Raw genomic sequence first — 19,144 nt, 5'->3', positions numbered from 1 at the left:
ATTTACTGAAAATCATATTTTTAGAGTTAATTTTAAAATATGAATTCTGGCTTTAATAATCCATGAGTCACTTTAAAGAGAAGGAAAATTTAAACGTGTGAAAATACTAGACCGTTACATACTTACCACGTATTTAAAAACATTTTTCAGCGTATTCATAATTCTCATGCTGATATTTGTTTTACAAACTATTTGGCTCTACATTAAAGAATTAGCGGGTAAGGATTTAGATATGCTTGTTATCTTAAAATTCCTTTTTTACTTCACTCCCAAACTAATTCCATTAGTATTACCTCTAACTATCCTCCTTGCCTCTATTATGGTTTTTGGAAGTTTTGCTGAAAACTATGAGTTTGCTGCAATGAAATCCACAGGTATTTCATTACAACGTGCTATGACTGGCTTAAGTATATTTATTGTAGGCTTGGGTGTTACCACTTTTTTATTTGCTAACAACGTAATTCCTTGGGCTGAATACAACTCTCATAACTTACGCAAAAACATTGCTACTTTAAAACCTGCAATGGTAATTGCCGAAGGCCAATTTAATGATGTTATGGATTATAACATTAAAGTTGAAAAAAAAACAGGGGAAAATGGCAAATTTCTAGAAGGTGTAGTCATCCATAAAAAAAGTCAAGGTAATAATGCTAATAATACTGCCATTGTTGCTAAAAATGGAGAACTACTGGGTGAAAAAGATTCTGATGTATTACAACTAATTCTTTTTGACGGTTACTTTTATGATGATACACCACCTAAAGATCGGTCGGATAGAAATAGACACCCTATGGTGAAAAGCTATTTTGAAAAGTATACGATTAATATAGATTTGTCTCAATTAAACAGTAATGATTTAGATGAAAAAAATGTGTCGGATAAATATAATATGTTGAATATTTCTGATTTAAATTATAACATTGATTCATTAGAAACAGCATTAATTAAAGATCATGAAGACTTTGCTATTAGTTTATACAACCGTTCCAATTTACCCGTTTTAAATTCTGGAATTACCGTTACCAAATCAATGGACAGTACGTTTAATGGAAATGTGTTAGAGTTTTTTCCAGATAAGAAAAAGGTTCAAATGCTAGATCAGTCATTAAACTCATTGAAAAGCACGAAACAAATTATAAATGTTAAGTCAAAATACTTCAAGGAACGCTATGTATATAGAAACAAGCATATCATTGCCCTTCATGAAAAACTAGCATTGGGTTTTGCCTGTATTATTCTGTTTTTTGTTGGTGCTCCATTGGGTGCTCTAATTAGAAAAGGAGGAATTGGATTACCAATGATAATAGCCATACTTTTATTTTTAACATATCATTTTATTGGTATTTTTGCTAAAAACAGTGCTAAAGATGGCAGTTTAAATCCAATTATGGCAGCCTGGTTTTCAACGCTTATTATGCTACCACTTGGTTATTATTTAACCAAACGCGCAACTGCCGATAGAGGGTTATTTGAATTTGACCACATACTTGAACCTATTAAAAAGCTGTTGAGGATTGAGAATAAATCGGAAGCAAAAAAAGAATCAAACAATTCAAAACCTGTATTAAGCCCTGAAGTCGAATTAAACGCTCAAAAACTATTATTAGATTACAGGATGCATGCCAAGTTTAATTTCATTTTTTACGGTATTGCTGTTATTCTATTTATACTTTATTTTGTGTTTAGAAATAATAAATTAGAAGAAGTAGCAACTATAAGTATTCAAATTAGCACTATAGCTGGAGCAATTTATATCCTTTACTTTTCACTAACAACTGTGCATGTTTTAGGATTAGCAAAATTGACCAATAAATTTCAAATTTCTAAAAATCCAATCTATTTGATACTTGGATTTATTTTTTACCCATTAAGACATTATTTACTAAAAAATAAAATAAATAAAGTCTTTTCACTTAATTCAAAATAAGCAATACCTTTGCTCTCTTAATATTTAATAATTTATGTCTTCAACTCAAACTCAAAATAATCACACCATTCAATTAGATGCTATTGAAGATGCCATAAACGATATCAGAAATGGCAAAGTTATTATAGTTGTTGATGATGAAAATCGCGAAAATGAAGGTGATTTTTTAGCTGCTGCAGAAATGGCAACTCCTGAAATGATTAATTTTATGGCTACACATGGTCGTGGATTAATTTGTACTCCACTTACCGAAAAACGCTGTAAAGTTTTAGAATTGGATATGATGGTTAGGAATAACACAGATCCTATGGAAACGGCTTTTACTATTTCTGTAGATTTAAGAGGCCATGGTGTTACCACTGGTATTTCGGCTGCAGATCGTGCTAAAACCGTTCAAGCTTTAGTAAATGATACTATTAAACCGTTTGAGCTTGCGCGACCTGGTCACATTTTCCCTTTAGTCGCTAAAGAAGGTGGTGTTTTAAGACGTACAGGACATACCGAAGCCGCTATAGATTTCGCACGACTTGCCGGATTAAAACCAGCTGGCGTTATTGTTGAAATCATGAATGAAGATGGTACTATGGCGCGTTTACCACAATTAGTAAAAGTAGCCAAAAAATTCGATTTAAAAATTGTCTCAATTGAAGATTTGGTAGCATACCGAATGCAACACGACTCATTAATTGAAAAGGTTGAAGATTTTAATTTAGAAACACGTTTTGGAACATTTAGGTTACGAGCTTATAACCAAACTACCAATAACCAAATTCATATTGCATTAACCAAAGGATCTTGGTCTAGTAGCGAACCAGTACTAACACGAGTTAATGCCACACTGGTTAATCATGACATTTTAGGGACATTAACCAATAATGCAGATCAGAAGCTAGATGATATGTTTAAAGTAATTAATCAAGCTGAAAAAGGAGCTGTCATTTTTATTAATCAACAATCCCAAACTATGAATTTATTAAAACGACTAAACGTTTTGAAAGATGCTCAAGTTCCTGGAAAAATTATTAAAGCTCCACGAATAGATATGGATGCTAAAGATTTTGGGATTGGTGCACAAATTTTGCATGATTTAAATATTCATAAACTGAAATTGATTTCTAATAGTGAACAAACCAAAAGAGTTGGTATGATTGGTTATGGATTAGAAATAGTTGAGTATGTAAACTACTAGTTTTCTGTATATGTTACTTTTACGGAGTTTATTCCCAAATCTGAATTCGTCCAAACTGAAGTTGGTATAACTCTAACATAATACTGCCTATCGGGATTAACGGTGATTGGTGTAGAATAACTTTCCTCAAAACCTGAAGATGAAGCTCCAAATGTACTAACAGTAAATTGTAATGTTGGGAAAATTGCTGATTTGAAGGCATAAAGAATAGATCCCGAAATATTTACATTAGGACTACTGTTTACATCTCTAAAATTAAATGTAATTGAAGTTAAGGTAGATCCAACTGGTACAATTATAGAGGCATATAATGGGCTATTATTTTCAGTTTTATAAACAAAAGTACCAGAATTACCATATCTTAAATCGTAATTACTTTCATCGCTAACAAATTGAGAAGCTGGAATAATAATTGTTTTAGTATTAGTTTCTAAAGTTGCTATACTATTGTCTACATAAGTTTTTACGGCCATTTCTGTTGGCAAAGCAGTATTACTATTTCCTGCAAGTGTTCCATCAGTTGAAAATTCATTAACTCTAGTACCGTTTTCTAACGCTAATCCCAAATTAGAAAGAGTCATTCTAGCTTGATAACCAGCTGCTGTAATTAAATCTGAATCTAATTCAAATCGTAATAAGTCACTTCTATTCTCTATTTTGTAGAAAGAATAATTACCAGTCTCCAATCCATTTCTAAATTCAATTTTTGACCTATCGGCTAAAGATGGAACTGCCAACTTAATCCCTGCGGTATCAGCATCATTTATTTGCAATAATTCGGTTGGAGAATCTGTTCCTATACCCACATTTTTTGATAATACATGGACATTATCATTTTCAGACTCCCAAGATTTATCACCAGATGAAAGTGCATAGGGAACCGCATTAAATTCCGTAACTCCCATATCCACAAGACCACCACCAGTGTTTATCAAAACTTGTAAAAAATGCGAATCATCAGCCCAATCAATAGTACTAAAAAGAGGACTACCACCTACTAAAGTTCCATCGCCAATATTGATAATTATAATACCATTACCATCGGTTGTTGGTGTATGTAATTCCGAATAAACATTTGTTTGAGCAACACCTTTTAGAATATTGAACTGAACAGGAACAACATCATTAGCAATAACATTGCCGTTATTATCTTTTAAAACAGCTTTATAATTTATACTTTGTTGAGCATATGTGGTTGAATAAAACGCTGAAAAGCATAGTACTAACAATAGGGTTGTTTTTATAAACTGTTTCATAATTGAATGTTTTAATTATTAATAAACTCTGAATGATTCTTCTTTAAGTGCTAGAAGAAAGGGGAAATAATACCAACTGCATGATGATCATTTCCCATTTTCACTTCAACTAATAGTATTTTTAATATTATTCTATCACTATTTTCTTTGTAACATAACCATAGCTTGTTTGTACTTTTAACAAGTAGATTCCAGGTTGAAAAGCTGTTACATTTATTTGATTTGTGTTCTGACTAGTTTCAAATACCTTTTTACCAAGAATTGAATACAATGCCATGGAGTTTATTGTATGAGGTGTGTTAATATGTAACACATCTGTTACAGGATTTGGGTAAATAGCAAGGGTGTTATCTATTGCAATTGTTTCGGTATTGAGTGTTTCAAAACTTACCGAATTTGCAGTAGGATTGTTTTGTGAATACAAATTCTGTGTAGCAATATTAATATAGTTTTCAATAAAAATAGTGTCAAAGACGGGATCGCCATTTTCAACAAACATTATAGCACCAGTTGTAGGATTTGGATCAGCTATAACATCAAATAAAACAAGTTCAAAAGGACCAGCACCATTTAGCAGTACACTAAACTGACCAGCTTCATCGCGCCCTAAAAAATAAGCATCTCCATTGGCTCCTGGTCCCATGGAAATAGAGACCCATTCGGATGCTGGAAGATTAGAATTTCCCGTTACAAAATTACCAATGGTCATTCCTGTAGGAACATAAAAACCTGCTCCCATATCGTCTGTACTATCGTCTACTACAGACTCACTTGGTGTAGCTAATAGAGCCATTTGGTAGTTACCTGTGTTGGTGTTAATTCCCACGAATGATATACTAAACTCATAAGTATGCTGCTGTGCTTGTAATGTGAAAGTCATGAAAAGTAAAATGACTGTTGTGTATACATGTTTCATAATAATAAATGTTTAATTGTTAACTAATTATGTTTTGTTTTAATTTGGTATTTGTTGTGATATAGGAAAATAGTTCGATGATGGATTTGCAGGATGGTTTAGTATGATGTTTTTCAAAATACCCTTATCATTCCCAGGCCCTAAATACCTAACAATTCCGTTTAAATTTATATCTCCTGAATTGTAATTTGAATACGGGAAATAATTACTGTTAGAGGTGTTACCTGAAGCATTTAAAATAATTGATTTTAGGGTCGCCGAATCATTATTAGGCCCTAGGTATCTTACTTGATTATTACCGTTTACATCTCCTGCCCAAAGCGCTGTATTTCCAGAAACTAATATAGCTTGAGCATGCATTCCATAAGTTGCAAAACCACTATTAGTAAAATCCACAATACTAGCTACTGCTTCATTAAGACTTATGGTTCCAAAACTCATAGCTCCCAGATGGTTTCTATGATTCACCACCACGTAATAATCAGTTGGTGCAGCGTTCATAATGACATCGGAAAAACCGTCCAACCCAACAACATCACCATCTCGTTGTAATAAAGCGGACTTACCATTAATGACTTTAGTATTATCATTAGCTGCACGAAGTTCTACCCAAACCCAATCTACAATAGCATTGTTTCCTGTAATACTAAATACAGATGCATTGCATGTTGCCAGATCTGGATAAGGACTTGTAGTAGGAATTATGGCATTCTGTCGTAAATTATCATTCATTAATCCGCTTGTAACAGGATTTAAAAGTGGGCCTTGCAAAAAGAGTCTTGGGTTGATTTTAATTTTCATAGTACCGTTTATAAAACCTTCGGAAACATGAATATTTGCTGTGTTTAATTCTTGCACATGGACTTCACCAATGGTATATAAAATCTCTAAATTTCCAGCAGTTGCTACAGCACCTCCACTGTCGATACTGAATTTCTCAATGGATTGGGCTTGATTTTTACTGAAAAAGCAAACAATAATTAATAATGTTAAAAATGCTTTCATAATTTATGTTTTTGTTTTCTGTTAAGTAAAATTGAATTTTTATAGTTTATAGCCTTCAAACCAACTACCAGATCCATCCATACGCTCATCTTCACCAACTGAATAATTTCGTAATAACACATATACCTGTTGTCCAGCACTTAAATAGTAAATACCACTAACCTCAGTTTTTACTGTATCTCCATCTACAATGGTTGTATATTGAGAAGCAGTATCAACATTAAATCGGATTCTAAAGTAAGCAGGTGTGACAAAATTAGATTGCCTGATAACGGCATGTAAAAAATAATATCCTGAAGAAGGTGCTACAAATCTATCAGTAATGGTATTGAATGAATTAGCTGTATCATATACCTCAACAGCCCAAATATCAGTTTCTACTTCGGTTCCACCATCAATGTCTTTAACCGCAAACCCACTACCTCTCACTTTGAATAAAACAGGCGTTTTATTATCTACATATTCTTTTACAGCTTGTTCCGTAGGCACTGCATTATGACTATTACCAGAAAGTGTTCCATCTGTAGAGAATTCGTTTATTCTGGTGCCATTCTCTAGAGATAGTCCAGAATAATTTAGTGTCATTTTATTTTGAAAACCGGAAGTTGAATTTAAATCGGAATCAATTTCAAATCTTAAATTATCACTTCTATTCTCAATTTTGTAAAAAGTATGAGCTCCCGTTTCCAAACCATTTCTAAATTCTATTTTGGACGTATTACTCAATAAAGGTACTTCTAGACTAATTCCTGCATTATTTAAGTCATTAATCTCTAACCGTTCTGAAGGAGAATTAGTTCCTATTCCTATGTTTTCAGATAAAACATACACATGATTTGAATCTTTATCCCAGAATTTATCACCAGAGGTAATAGCATACGGAACTGTCTTAAACTCGGTAATTCCCAAGTTTTGCAAACCATCACCAATATTAACACTAACTTCTAAATAGTGTATATCATTGGCCCAATCAACTGTGCTAAAAGCAGGACTTCCAGAAAGTAAGGCACCTTCTCCAATATTTAAAATAACCACACCATTGGCATCCGTTGTTGGTGAATGTGTTTCTGAATAAACATCAGTTTGTGCCAAGCCTTCTAAGATTCTAAATTGAACCTGAATAAGATCATTTGCCACTACATTACCAAGGTTATCCTTTATAACAGCTTTATAATTAATACCATTTTGTGCAAATGTCATGGTGGTTATAAACATGACTAGTAAAAAAGTGAATTTTGTTTTCATAAGTTTGAGTTTAATCATTAATGTGCTACATATTAAAAGGTTAACATTGTGATGAGAAATAAATTTGTATCACTTCTTTTTAAAAATTTAAATCAAGTTTGAATTTATCTTGAATTTATGAATTGCAAACAGACGTATTTGTAGCATCTTGTTGTCTGTTATTACCAGAATTGGTACTTTAGGTTACATAGTTTAAAGTAACTATACCTATTTAGGCTGTTCTAAAAGCGAAGTTTGTGCCTTAATTGAATTATATTTTTGCATTTTACATTCAATCAGGATGTTAAAATCTATTTATTGCAATACTAAATTCTAATTTAAGAGATTGTAGTAGTTTCTGATTTAGTTTGACTGGCTATCTAAATGATCCTTTACATTTAAAGTTATTTGAAAACATAGGAAAAGGGAAATGCCTTGGTATAAACCATGACCATTCCCCTATTCCATTCAACTAATAGCATTTTTAATATTATTCAATAAATATTTTTCGTGTTGTTGTAGAATTACTTGTCTGTAATTTCAAAATATAAATACCTGATTTAAAGTCACTAACATTTATTTTATTAATTGAAGAACTTTCAAATACTAATTTACCAAAAAAATTATACAACTTTACCGATTCAATATGTGTTTTTGTTGAAATATTTAAGGAAATTGAAACAGGATTTGGGTAGACTTTAACAACATCGCTTATAAAATTATCATCAATTCCTAAAACTTCAGCTTCTAATTTTACAACCCAAAAATCATAATTTCCTTGATTTCCAGAAACATCATAATTATTAGAAGAGGCACGACCAGCTACAATATACCCTCCGTCGGTGGTTTGATGTATTGAACTCCCAAAATCACTACTTCCACCACCTAAACAATTTTGCCATAGTAAATTACCCGTATTATCTATTTTTATAGTCCAATAGTCAAAAACAAATGACCCAGGATTACCACTAACATCATTATCGTCGGAATTTGTTTGTCCAGTTACAACATAACCACTATCTGAAGTTAGTTGGATTTCATTAGCAAAATCATTTTGTGTACCTCCATAGTTTTTTTCCCATTCAAGTCCACCCAATGCATTTAGTTTTAATACCCAAAAATCCTGTCCACCATAATTATTTGCTACATCACCATCATTAGATTGCGTCATGCCAGCCACTATATAGCCACCATCCAAGGTTTGCTTAATAGACCTTCCGTAATCTGCATTCGTTCCTCCATAAGTGTATTGCCATTCAACATTTGATGAGGGGTCTAATTTTATTACTTTTAGATCTGGGTTCAACCCAAAATGGCCAGTAACAATATATCCTCCGTCTGATGTTTGTTCTGCCCACCAGGCTTGAGCGCCACCAAAAGTAGTATTAGACCAATTTGCATCAAGATCTCCATTTTCATTAAGTTTAACAACCCATATTCCGCCATTTCCACGAAAACCTGAAGCAATATAACCTCCATCTGATGTTTGTTTAATACTGTGTCCGCGGTCAGTACCTATGGTTCCGAATCGCTTTACCCAAAGGGTATTACCAGTATTATTTAACTTCACAATTAAAATATCATCATCACCAATATTTTCTCCAAAAAAGTCGTCTGAATCAGACATACCTATTAAGATATATCCACCGTCTGTAGTTTGTTGTATAGAATAAGCCTCTTCATCTCCCATGGAACCAATACTTTTATCCCATTCAATAGTTCCTGTACTATTGAGTTTAACCACCCATATATCTCTACCTCCATTGTTTTCTGATATATCTCCATTTACAGAAACAGTGTATCCAGCAACAATATATCCTCCGTCTAAAGTTTGTCTTACAGATCTAGCTACATCTCCACCAGATCCACCAAGTGATTTTTGCCATTGAATTCCTGGTTGAGAAATAGCTATTAATGACTCAAATAGTGCTATAAGTAATAGTAATTTTGCTTTCATGATATTTAATGATTTTAATAATTCTCTAATTCACATCCAAACGTCTTACGGTTATACTACCCGTAACTTGAGTAGTAAATGCATTTGGATTGCTAGAAGTTGCTCCGTTCATTTCCGCTGTATAGTTTATTGTAAAATGAGGGTATGTGATACCTTGGTATGTAGTTTGTCCTAAATTTGTCATGGTTATGGTTCCTGTTGTTGCCGTAAGGATATAATTATCATAAGCAATAACCATTTGAGACTCGTTATTTGTGTCCAAAATATCTAGTGGTCTCGGCGAATCTCCATCCATGCGTATTAACATTCCCAGACTAAAATCATTAGCTTGAGATTCTTCAGCAAAGGTTAAAGTAATGGTATCTATTTCACCACCATTTCCATCTGGATTTTGATGTCGGTAAGCCACTATCATGTTATCTGGGAAACGCCCTGAAAAGCTCTCACCATCAATACTTCCACCAGAAAACGATAACTCATAAAGATGCATGGGTCCTGTATCACCATTATTTTGATTTCCCATTGGAGGTTCAAATGGATTATCCTCGCTACAAGATATAGAGAGAAACATTATACAGACAATTAGGTACGGTAAACTTGTTATTTTTTTAATTAGGTTCATAATTTTTAGTTTTAATTCTACATGAATTTCTTATAATCGCTTGAATTAATTTTAAATTTTGCTTTTTCTAAAGCAATACAGCGCATTGACATAGTTTGCGGTTTGCGTTTTGAAGTATCTGTTATATGCATTTCAAGCAATATGCCGTCCATATCTTCCATCCAAGCTTGATTGGCATTTTTATTTTTATCAGACATATCATAAAACCCTTTAGGAAATGAAATATCAGCTTCTTGAGTCACCCAAAAATTCCCTTTCATATCATCTGTCGTTACTGTATATTCAAAACAGGTATAACCCAAAATCGTTTTCGTTCTTCCTGTTTTTTCTACTTGTGCATTATAATCTTCAGAATTGTCTTTTACCATTTTATCAAGATTTAAGCTAGAAGCCATAAGCATTTTAGTGCCACCAGCATCCGTGAACATAAATAATGTTTGTTTGTCCATATCCATAACACTAATCATGGTAGAAGCTGACTCTACCGTACTGCCAAAATAGTTTTTGTTTTCAGCTAAATAGTATGTTAAATTTGTAGTGTATTTGTCACTTTCCATTTGCATAACATATTTATGCGTAAAGCTATAAACCGCTTCAGGAGTTTTACTACTTTGTGACGATTTTTCGTTGCTTTCTGAAGTGCTTTTCTTATCAGTGGTATTAGAATTATTACCATTACCTTCAAATACAGAATCAAATGCTTTATCTGTTTCTTTTGAAGATTTCTGTTCTACTTTTTTTTCTAAAGTACGTTCAGCTGCATTAGCGGCTTTATCGGCAAGTCTTTCAAAAATTTGTGCTTGACTTGAAAATGTAAAGCAAATAAGGAATAGTAAGGAGAAAATAGATTTCATAATTATTGATTTTTATTGTTACTAACCTTTTATGGAATGTTTTTTAAAAGGTTAACATGTGATTTAAGAAAATTTTTAAAAATCGGGAAGTCATTATAGAATTGACATAATAATGTTACCACTAACAAAAAGGAGAGAAATTTCGTTACTACTTGAGTACTTTCAGCTTCTTTCACTTTTATTTGTATGTGCAGACATTATTCTACAGGTTTTGGAACCATTCCTCATATTTATTTCCTAAAATTGGAATTGGTTTTTGTTTCTCATTAACGGCATTCATTAAACCAGAAATCCACATAAAAACAATAACAAAAAAACCAATTACACTAACTAACCACCCTAAAATTGGTATCATACCAATAACACCCAGTGCTAAACTTGTTAGCGCTAAACCAAGAGATTGACATATATGATATTTAGCAAATTCATTTTTTTTATCGCCATTCATGATAAAAGCAATTAATAAACCTATTATTGTTAAATAGGCTATAATGGCTATAGATTTTCCATCAGCTATTTCTGAATTTGTAACGACCTTCGATGTTTTAGTTTCAGTTGTTTCCATGTGTTTCATTTTTTTACATTATTAAAATTGTTTAACAACTTTTTTATGTGTAAACTTTAAAAAGGTTAACATGGATTATAAAAATTATGAAATATTGTCTAGATAACTAGAAGTGAATTATTTATCAATAAAAAAGCAACTTTAAAAACATTTCAAATTGCATGAAAGTCTTAAAGTTGCTTTTAGAGTAGGTACTAAAAGATTATTACAAAGCTTCTAAAATAGCTTTTTTCATCTTTTCAGCACGTTCTTTTACCTGTTCTTCTGTCCAAGAAAGCTTTATTAAACAAGAAATATTTCTCGCAATATAATGGTCGGACTGCTCAAAAGTTTTTGTTTGAAGATATTTTAAACCCTCTTTAACTTCATTAGAAATAGGATATAGCGATTTTAAATTTTTTAAATGATCCCATTTTCTGATATAATGCCAATTATTATCAAAATAATGGAAGCAGGCATCAACACCTGATTGTTTGAAGGCATTGGCTGTTTTTCTTGCAGACTCCAAATTTGGTAAAAAGAAATTTAAAAACCCATAGCTTTCTTCACCGCCTTCCGGAACGGTTCTAAAAGTAACTTCTGGGACTGCCGATAAGGCATCGCGCAAAATAGTGTAATGCTTCTTTTGAATGGCTACAAAATCATGTAACCTTCTGGCTTGTGCTAATCCAACTGCGGCTTGCAATTCTGAAATTCTGAAATTATATCCTAAAAAAGGATGCGTTTCTGCACCGCGATCTAGACCTTCATGATCATGACCATGATCTGTGTAATGATCGGCATGTTTAAAATAAGACTCATTGTTGGTAATTACAGCGCCACCTTCGCCACAGGTAATTGTTTTTACAAAATCGAATGAAAAACAACCAACATCGCCAAGACTTCCTAATGGTTTTTTATTATAGGTACCTCCTATGGCTTGGCAAGCATCTTCAATTAATAATAAGTTGTGTTTTTTACAAATTGCTGTTAAAGCATTTAAATCAGCCATACTTCCGCACATGTGAACGGGCATGATTGCTTTTGTTTTAGAGGTTATAGCAGCCTCAACAGCTTGTGGATCTAACGTTAATGTATCATCAATATCTACTAAAACTGGAATAGCTCCTAACATCATGATAGCCTCAAAGCTTGCAACAAATGTAAAGGTTGGCATAATAACTTCGTCCCCTGCACCAATACCAGCTACAGCCATAGCCACAGAAACGGCAGCCGTTCCACTAGATACTAATTGGACATGTTTTACGTTTAATTTTTCTTGCAATTCAGATTCTAGTTCCTTTGCTTTCCAATGTCCATTGCGCATACCATCAAAACCATAGCGCATTAAAACACCACTATCTAAAACGTCATTTACTTCTTTACGCTCTGCACTTCCAAATAATTCAAATCCTGGCATATTTATTTTATATTTAATTACCTTAAAATTACAATTCTATAATACTATCAGCAATTGGTTTACGAACTTTTTTAAAATCGGCAAACACATCATCATTTGAGCGGTAGCCAATAGGTAATAGCAATACAGACTTTAATCCTTTTTCATGTAATCCTAATAAATCATCACATGCAATAGGTAAAAAACCTTCCATAGGGCAAGCGTCAATACCCTCTAACGCACAAACGGTTAATAAATTACCTAAAGCTAAATAAGCTTGCTTTGTTGCCCATGTTTCTATTTGCTCTTGTGGCTTCTTTTCAAAATCATCAATTAAAAAATCTTGGAAGGGTTGTAAAATTGATTTTGGTGTTTCACGAATATTATGTACTCTATTAAAATATTCTAAAATAAATTCTTGATCAATTTCAGTTTGAATACAGAATACCAAAACATGTGAAGCTTGAGCTATTTGCTGCTGGTTCATGGCTATAGGCACCATACTTTTTTGTAATTCTATGTTGTTAACAATAATTAATTTAATGGGTTGTAATCCATATGACGTTGCTGTCAAATTAAAAGCATCTTTAATAACTCCTAATTTTTCTGGAGTCACTTTTTTATTAATATCAAACGCTTTTGTAGCATAGCGCCATTGTAAATGCTCAATAATATTCATAATTAATCCATTGTTTCAGCAAAAATAAGGTATGTGTTTGTTAACAACCAACAGAAAATAAATTTATTAGAGAGAAATTTAAAAATGTTTTAAAATTTTCAGTTTTTTTATTTGAAAGAATGAAAAAAGGGTTCTATATTTGCAGCCGCATTCAGGGTAACCTGATGAGGCACTCAAGGAGAAATGGCAGAGTGGTCGAATGCGGCAGTCTTGAAAACTGTTGAGGGTCACACCTCCGGGGGTTCGAATCCCTCTTTCTCCGCTTAAATAAAAGCTTCACTATTCCAAGTGAAGCTTTTTTGCTTTTTATAAAACTAAACCCAAGACTTCACAACGGCTCCAATAAATGAAGCATCCTTCTTAATAGTGATAATGAGGCACTGATTACATTTTCTTAATCAAAAAAGATTAAAACGTATTTAATAAACCAAAATTTAGCTTAAGTAACTAAAGTTACTGTAGGGATTTCTAAAGCAGATTACCTTTAATAAAAATTCATAGTCATGGCTAAAATTGTTATTCTAGGAGCAGGTATTTCTGGACATGTTGCCGCAGCACATTTACGTAGAAAATTACCTAAAGAACATGAGGTTATGGTGGTTTCACCAAACAGTAATTACCAATGGATTCCTTCTAACATATGGGTTGGAATTGGCAGAATGAAATCGGATGAAATTCTATTTCCTTTAGAGCCGTTATACAAAAAGAAAAACATTGGCTACAAACAAGCTAAAGTCATCACTTTTCACCCTGAAGGTGATTCAAGCGAAAATAAACCCTATGTCATGGTTGAATACGTTGTTGGCGACAAAAAAGGTCAGCACGAAAAAGTAACCTATGATTATTTGATAAACGGAACAGGTCCAAAATTAAATTTTGAAGCTACTGAAGGCTTAATTCCCGGAAAAAACAAAACCTACTCTGTTTGCACATATACGCACGCTGATCATGCTTGGGAAGGATTAAACACCTTGATTCAAGAAATGAAGCAAGGAAAAAAAACTAAAATTCTAATTGGAACAGGACATGCTAAATCTACATGCCAAGGAGCAGCTTTCGAGTATATTTTAAATGTTGAAAAAGAATTACACAAACATAAAGTACGAGATATGGCTGAAATTACATGGATATCCAATGAATATCAATTAGGTGATTTTGGTATGGACGGCATGCTTTTAAGCTACGGTAGTATGACCATGAAATCTCATGAGATGGTTGAAATGATTTTTGAAGATCGCGATATTAAATGGATATTGGGTGCTGGTGTATATAAAATTGAAAATGGGTTAGCTCATTATGAAAATTTAGAGGGCAAATTTAAAACCGAAACTTATGATTTTGCCATGCTAATACCATCATTTTCAGGACATGGATTTAAGGCTTATGATAAGAGTAACAATGATATTACTGACAAACTCTTTAGAGGCTTCATGATTGTTGACGCCGACTACACTGCAAAACCATATGAAGAATGGTCAGTTCAAGATTGGCCAGAAACCTATCAAAACCCCAATTATAAAAACATATTTGCACCTGGAATTGCTTTTGCACCTCCCCATTCAATTTCTAAACCTAGAAAAAGTAAAAATGGTACAGATATAACACCTGCACCTCCAAGAACAGGTATGCCTTCGGGTATTACAGCCAGAATAGTGGCAGATAACATTATAGATTCTATTAAAAATGGAAAAGAATCGTTACACCATAAGGGCTCTATGGGTAACATGGGAGCTGCATGTATTGCATCTGCAGGCTATGGATTGACTACCGGAAGTGGTGTAAGTATAACCACCTTCCCTATTGTTCCAGATTATAAAAAATATCCTAAAACACAAGGACGAAAATTAGGAAAAACGTTTGGTGAAATTGGTTTAGCTGGTCATTGGCTGAAACTAACTTTACATTACGCTTTTATTTACAAAGCAAAAATGAAACCATTTTGGTGGTTAATTCCGGAGTAAATTCTCTTAAAAATTAAAACCAAATACTCATTAATATAAATAGTTATAGAATGACACAACGAATTTCAAAATATCAAAAATTTAAAATGATGAATCCCATCATCCAGTTTTTTAAATACATTTTTTTAAGCATTAAAATAATGGTTATTGTTGCTGGAGGTCATGGTGGAACTCGAAACGTAAACTGATGTGATGGTCAGAGTTTATTGGTTGATTAGTGGGATATTATATAATTTTTAATATCTCAAAAAAGAGAGCATATCAAGCTCTCTTTTTTTATCTATAAGTAACAATTGTTGCTGATTCAGTTAAGTATTTTAATAATATTTGAACGTAAACAAAACAAATACTCAAAATGAAAAAATCAAGATCTATTCAATTAAAATCATTGCTTCTTTTAGTTATTTCCTTCACTTTTATTATTAGTTGTAATGATTCAGATGATATTTTAACTGGAAAAAATCAGAATTTTAATCAGATACTATCAGAAGCAGACATAGAAGCATTATTATTTATGTTAGAAGAAGAAAAGTTAGCACGAGACACCTACACGTATTTAAATGACTTATGGTCCATTAATCAGTTTGCCAACATTAAAAATAGCGAACAATCGCACATGAATGCTATAGAAAATCAATTAATTAAAAATAATATTGATTACACCATTTTACCTGATGGCGAATTTGCTAATCAAGAGTTACAAGATTTATACAATCAGTTTTTCATTGATGGTGCTATTAGCCCTGCCAATGCCTTTCAAATTGGTGCCACTATAGAAGATTTAGATATCGTTGATTTACAGGATTATATAAATGCCACTTCAAACACCACTTTGTTGACCATTTTTGGAAAGCTACAATGCGGTTCTCGTAATCATTTAAGAAGTTTTGTTTCTGGCATTGAAAACAATGGTACCACGTACACTCCACAATTTTTATCGCAAGACGCTTATAACATGATTATAAGTAGCAATCAAGAAACTTGTAATTAATTCAGGCCAGAATAGTAAAACAACACCTATTTCTATTCATAGCTGCTGTAACAAAGGTTACAGACTTCCATGAATTCTAACTGTACTTTTGTATTAGAAAATTACATAATTACATGAAGACCTATATTTATATTTCACTTTTGCTAGTAGCATTTACAACATCGGTACAAGCACAAGAATTAGTTCCAATTTCAAAATTGGATGTATTACAAAAAGTTTCTGAAAACAATACAACAATTAAAATTTCGGAAAAGGAATTTAATGCTGCCAAGGCAGATTTTAATCAAACCAATGCTGTATTCCTACCAAATATAACTGCTAGCCATACCGGTTTTGCAACTACCAACCCTTTAATGGCATTTGGTTCTAAACTGAATCAGGAAATTTTAACAGCAACAGATTTTAATCCAACCTTGTTGAATAACCCATCGCAAATAGAAAATTACGCCACAAAATTCGAAATACAGCAACCATTAATTAATGTAGATGGCGTATATCAACGAAAAGCTGCCAAATCTAAAATGGAAGCTATGTCTTTACAAACAGAACGGACACAGGAGTATCTAGCTTTTGAAGTTGAAAAAGCTTATATGCAATTGCAGCTAGCCTATAAAGGTGTTGCTGTTTTAGAAAAAGCTTTAGTTGCGGCTAATTCCAATAAAAAATTAGCAGATAATAGATTTAAACAAGGTTATTTACAGCGTGCAGATGTGCTAAATGTAGAAGTACGCGTATCAGATGTTCAAAATCAATTACAGATGGCTAAAAGTAACGTACAAAATGCGTCCAATTACTTATCCTTTTTAATGAATGATGACCAGTACGTGATCTATACTCCAACGGACAGTTTAACGATTGCAGTAACAACACTAGATGTAGGAAATATTTCCGAGAATCGTTCGGATATTAAAGCCATGCATTTAGCCACCAACGCTTATGAAGCTATGAACAAAGCCGACAAAATGGCCTTTTTACCTCGACTAAATGCCTTTGGAAGCTATGAATTATATGACGATCAAGTATTTCAAGGTGATGCTAATGGTTACTTATTTGGTGCACAGTTAAGTTGGGATGTTTTTCAAGGGTCTAAACGTTTTGGAAAAGCTCAAAAAAGCAAAGCCGAATTTGAAAAATCTAAATTAGAATATAATCAATACGTATCTCAAAGTCAATTAGAACTAAATAAAGCTAAACGCGCTTTACTGGATGCTGAAAACAAATTATCCTTAACAACTCTAGCACTATCGCAATCTGAAGAGTCCTTAAGAATAAGAACAAATAGATTTAAAGAAGGTCTTGAAAAAACATCAGACTTGCTTATGGCTGAAACACAATATTCACAAAAACAATTGGAATACTTCCAAACTATTTTTGAATACAATTATGCGCAAGCATATGTACAATTTTTAACAAAAGAATAGAAATTAATTTACAGTAATCCGTAAAAATGCAACTATAATTTCTCTACAAAGTTTAAAACCTTGTAGTAATTAAAATAAAAAATGAATACTATGAAAAAATATACATATCTCCTAACGTTAATTATAACAGTACTTTTCTTTACCAACTGCGGAAATGAAGACCAAAAAGCAACTACAAACAACACACCTGTAATTTCTGTAAAAACAAGACAAGTTACAGCTAATAGCAACAATCCTTTTTTATCTGTAAGTGGAAAAATACAAGCAGAAAACAGTGTCGAATTGAGCACCAGAATGATGGGTTTTGTAAATAAAGTTCATGTAAATGTTGGTGATAAGGTTGATAAAGGTCAATTATTAGTTTCTATAAATAATGCAGACTTGCAAGCTAAAAAAGCACAAATAACCGCTAACATTACAGAAGCAACAGCCGCATTTACTAATGCAAAAAAAGATTACACCCGATTTAAAAATTTATTAGCGGACAATAGTGCTTCTCAAAAAGAGATGGACGACATAACCGCTAATTTTGAAATGGCTAAAGCACGTTTAGAAGCTGCTAAACAAATGAAAAACGAAATAAATGCCCAATTTGCTTATAGTAATATTTCTGCTCCATTCAGTGGGATAATAACCAGTAAAAATATTAAAACAGGCGATATGGCTAATCCTGGTATGCCATTAATTAGTATGGAGCATCCTGGAAATTTTGAGGTAATAGCTATGGTTCCTGAAACAGAAATCTCACAAATACAGCAACATTCAGAAGTTCGTGTATTAGTGAAGTCTATAAATAAAACCCTACAAGGAACGGTTCAAGAAATTAGTACATCAGCAAAAAACACTGGTGGACAATATTTTGTAAAAATAAGCTTGGCAAAAACAGACGCAAAAATTCTATCAGGTATGTATGTTACAGTACAGTTTCCTGTAGAAAAACAAGCAGAAACAAACGTAGTTTTAATTCCAACCGAAGCCATTATTACAAACGGACAGCTTTCTGGTGTATATACAGTTAGTCAGAGTAACACAGCCTTATTACGTTGGTTACGTTTGGGAAGAACTTATGGCAATCAAGTTGAAGTTCTATCTGGTTTAAATACAGACGAAACATACATTTTTTCTGCTGAAGGAAAGCTTTTTAATGGAGCAAAAATTAACATTCAGTAGGCAGTTAGTGTTTTCAGTATTCACCAAGT

17 protein-coding genes and 1 tRNA gene are annotated in these 19,144 nt (G+C 32.7%); 8 read left to right on the top strand and 10 right to left on the bottom strand.

Going from position 1 to position 19,144, the window contains the following annotated elements; translation table 11 throughout:
• Positions 1 to 97: 97 nt before the first annotated feature.
• Both BM239_RS06720 and ribB read left to right on the top strand, forming a co-directional pair.
• Positions 98 to 1,927: an LptF/LptG family permease gene (locus BM239_RS06720; RefSeq protein ID WP_092206908.1), complete on the top strand. Its 1,830-nt coding sequence runs from the start codon at positions 98 to 100 to the stop codon at positions 1,925 to 1,927.
• 34 nt (positions 1,928 to 1,961) lie between these two features.
• Entirely contained in the window at positions 1,962 to 3,116 is a 1,155-nt protein-coding gene (gene ribB, locus BM239_RS06715; RefSeq protein WP_092206907.1) for a 3,4-dihydroxy-2-butanone-4-phosphate synthase, read from the top strand.
• On the opposite strand, the gene BM239_RS06710 is transcribed toward ribB, so the two are convergent.
• The 10 genes from BM239_RS06710 to BM239_RS06665 all read right to left on the bottom strand — a co-directional run bounded on the left by BM239_RS06710 (position 3,113) and on the right by BM239_RS06665 (position 13,572).
• Positions 3,113 to 4,372 carry a hypothetical protein gene (locus tag BM239_RS06710; RefSeq protein ID WP_092206906.1) on the bottom strand — a complete coding sequence of 420 codons (1,260 nt, stop codon included), beginning with the start codon at positions 4,370 to 4,372 and terminating at the stop codon, positions 3,113 to 3,115. The two genes, ribB and BM239_RS06710, sit on opposite strands and share 4 nt — an antisense overlap.
• 127 nt (positions 4,373 to 4,499) lie before the next feature.
• On the bottom strand, positions 4,500 to 5,288 hold the full coding sequence (locus BM239_RS06705) for a T9SS type A sorting domain-containing protein (protein ID WP_092206905.1): 789 nt from the start codon (positions 5,286 to 5,288) through the stop codon (positions 4,500 to 4,502).
• Positions 5,289 to 5,327: 39 nt separating this feature from the next.
• The gene (locus tag BM239_RS06700; RefSeq protein ID WP_092206904.1) at positions 5,328 to 6,293 is read right to left on the bottom strand and encodes a hemagglutinin protein; all 966 of its coding nucleotides are present in this window, start codon (positions 6,291 to 6,293) and stop codon (positions 5,328 to 5,330) included.
• 39 nt (positions 6,294 to 6,332) lie between these two features.
• On the bottom strand, positions 6,333 to 7,538 hold the full coding sequence (locus BM239_RS06695; RefSeq protein ID WP_143094901.1) for a hypothetical protein: 1,206 nt from the start codon (positions 7,536 to 7,538) through the stop codon (positions 6,333 to 6,335).
• Positions 7,539 to 8,007: 469 nt separating this feature from the next.
• Positions 8,008 to 9,474, bottom strand: a complete 1,467-nt coding sequence (locus BM239_RS06690) for a T9SS type A sorting domain-containing protein (protein WP_092206902.1) — start codon at positions 9,472 to 9,474, stop codon at positions 8,008 to 8,010.
• Between the two features lie 25 nt (positions 9,475 to 9,499).
• Entirely contained in the window at positions 9,500 to 10,096 is a 597-nt protein-coding gene (locus tag BM239_RS06685; protein ID WP_143094900.1) for a hypothetical protein, read from the bottom strand.
• A gap of 17 nt (positions 10,097 to 10,113) precedes the next feature.
• Positions 10,114 to 10,950 carry a DUF4412 domain-containing protein gene (locus tag BM239_RS06680; RefSeq protein WP_092206900.1) on the bottom strand — a complete coding sequence of 279 codons (837 nt, stop codon included), beginning with the start codon at positions 10,948 to 10,950 and terminating at the stop codon, positions 10,114 to 10,116.
• A gap of 202 nt (positions 10,951 to 11,152) precedes the next feature.
• Positions 11,153 to 11,515 carry a DUF4870 domain-containing protein gene (locus tag BM239_RS06675; RefSeq protein WP_092207510.1) on the bottom strand — a complete coding sequence of 121 codons (363 nt, stop codon included), beginning with the start codon at positions 11,513 to 11,515 and terminating at the stop codon, positions 11,153 to 11,155.
• 205 nt (positions 11,516 to 11,720) lie between these two features.
• Positions 11,721 to 12,914, bottom strand: coding sequence for a DegT/DnrJ/EryC1/StrS family aminotransferase (locus tag BM239_RS06670; RefSeq protein WP_092206899.1), 1,194 nt, complete (start codon positions 12,912 to 12,914; stop codon positions 11,721 to 11,723).
• A 28-nt stretch (positions 12,915 to 12,942) separates the two neighbouring features.
• Positions 12,943 to 13,572, bottom strand: coding sequence for an NAD(P)H-dependent oxidoreductase (locus BM239_RS06665; RefSeq protein ID WP_092206898.1), 630 nt, complete (start codon positions 13,570 to 13,572; stop codon positions 12,943 to 12,945).
• Between the two features lie 177 nt (positions 13,573 to 13,749).
• Between BM239_RS06665 and BM239_RS06660 the strand changes: the two genes are divergently transcribed.
• The 6 genes from BM239_RS06660 to BM239_RS06640 all read left to right on the top strand — a co-directional run bounded on the left by BM239_RS06660 (position 13,750) and on the right by BM239_RS06640 (position 19,115).
• A tRNA-Ser gene (locus BM239_RS06660) sits at positions 13,750 to 13,834 on the top strand.
• A 241-nt stretch (positions 13,835 to 14,075) separates the two neighbouring features.
• The gene (locus BM239_RS06655) at positions 14,076 to 15,533 is read left to right on the top strand and encodes an NAD(P)/FAD-dependent oxidoreductase (protein WP_092206897.1); all 1,458 of its coding nucleotides are present in this window, start codon (positions 14,076 to 14,078) and stop codon (positions 15,531 to 15,533) included.
• Between the two features lie 50 nt (positions 15,534 to 15,583).
• Positions 15,584 to 15,721 carry a hypothetical protein gene (locus BM239_RS15415; protein ID WP_177208995.1) on the top strand — a complete coding sequence of 46 codons (138 nt, stop codon included), beginning with the start codon at positions 15,584 to 15,586 and terminating at the stop codon, positions 15,719 to 15,721.
• Between the two features lie 167 nt (positions 15,722 to 15,888).
• Positions 15,889 to 16,524 (top strand): DUF2202 domain-containing protein, encoded by a 636-nt coding sequence (locus tag BM239_RS06650; RefSeq protein WP_092206896.1) that lies wholly within the window; start codon positions 15,889 to 15,891, stop codon positions 16,522 to 16,524.
• A 113-nt stretch (positions 16,525 to 16,637) separates the two neighbouring features.
• Positions 16,638 to 17,945: a TolC family protein gene (locus tag BM239_RS06645; RefSeq protein ID WP_092206895.1), complete on the top strand. Its 1,308-nt coding sequence runs from the start codon at positions 16,638 to 16,640 to the stop codon at positions 17,943 to 17,945.
• Between the two features lie 90 nt (positions 17,946 to 18,035).
• Positions 18,036 to 19,115, top strand: a complete 1,080-nt coding sequence (locus BM239_RS06640) for an efflux RND transporter periplasmic adaptor subunit (protein ID WP_092206894.1) — start codon at positions 18,036 to 18,038, stop codon at positions 19,113 to 19,115.
• Positions 19,116 to 19,144 lie beyond the last annotated feature (29 nt).

This window comes from Algorimicrobium echini, assembly GCF_900115185.1.
GTDB lineage: Bacteria > Bacteroidota > Bacteroidia > Flavobacteriales > Flavobacteriaceae > Algorimicrobium > Algorimicrobium echini.
The sequence above is the reverse complement of the archived record's forward strand: the minus strand, read 5'-3'. Positions and strand labels throughout refer to the sequence as shown.

Excerpts from the sequence above, each read along its gene's own strand:
- ribB (WP_092206907.1), top strand. The coding sequence starts at position 1,962 with ATGTCTTCAACTCAAACTCAAAATAATCACACCATTCAATTAGATGCT.
- BM239_RS06710 (WP_092206906.1), bottom strand. The coding sequence starts at position 4,372 with ATGAAACAGTTTATAAAAACAACCCTATTGTTAGTACTATGCTTTTCA.
- BM239_RS06705 (WP_092206905.1), bottom strand. The coding sequence starts at position 5,288 with ATGAAACATGTATACACAACAGTCATTTTACTTTTCATGACTTTCACA.
- BM239_RS06700 (WP_092206904.1), bottom strand. The coding sequence starts at position 6,293 with ATGAAAGCATTTTTAACATTATTAATTATTGTTTGCTTTTTCAGTAAA.
- BM239_RS06695 (WP_143094901.1), bottom strand. The coding sequence starts at position 7,538 with ATGAAAACAAAATTCACTTTTTTACTAGTCATGTTTATAACCACCATG.
- BM239_RS06690 (WP_092206902.1), bottom strand. The coding sequence starts at position 9,474 with ATGAAAGCAAAATTACTATTACTTATAGCACTATTTGAGTCATTAATA.
- BM239_RS06685 (WP_143094900.1), bottom strand. The coding sequence starts at position 10,096 with ATGAACCTAATTAAAAAAATAACAAGTTTACCGTACCTAATTGTCTGT.
- BM239_RS06680 (WP_092206900.1), bottom strand. The coding sequence starts at position 10,950 with ATGAAATCTATTTTCTCCTTACTATTCCTTATTTGCTTTACATTTTCA.
- BM239_RS06675 (WP_092207510.1), bottom strand. The coding sequence starts at position 11,515 with ATGGAAACAACTGAAACTAAAACATCGAAGGTCGTTACAAATTCAGAA.
- BM239_RS06670 (WP_092206899.1), bottom strand. The coding sequence starts at position 12,914 with ATGCCAGGATTTGAATTATTTGGAAGTGCAGAGCGTAAAGAAGTAAAT.
- BM239_RS06665 (WP_092206898.1), bottom strand. The coding sequence starts at position 13,572 with ATGAATATTATTGAGCATTTACAATGGCGCTATGCTACAAAAGCGTTT.
- BM239_RS06655 (WP_092206897.1), top strand. The coding sequence starts at position 14,076 with ATGGCTAAAATTGTTATTCTAGGAGCAGGTATTTCTGGACATGTTGCC.
- BM239_RS15415 (WP_177208995.1), top strand. The coding sequence starts at position 15,584 with ATGACACAACGAATTTCAAAATATCAAAAATTTAAAATGATGAATCCC.
- BM239_RS06650 (WP_092206896.1), top strand. The coding sequence starts at position 15,889 with ATGAAAAAATCAAGATCTATTCAATTAAAATCATTGCTTCTTTTAGTT.
- BM239_RS06645 (WP_092206895.1), top strand. The coding sequence starts at position 16,638 with ATGAAGACCTATATTTATATTTCACTTTTGCTAGTAGCATTTACAACA.
- BM239_RS06640 (WP_092206894.1), top strand. The coding sequence starts at position 18,036 with ATGAAAAAATATACATATCTCCTAACGTTAATTATAACAGTACTTTTC.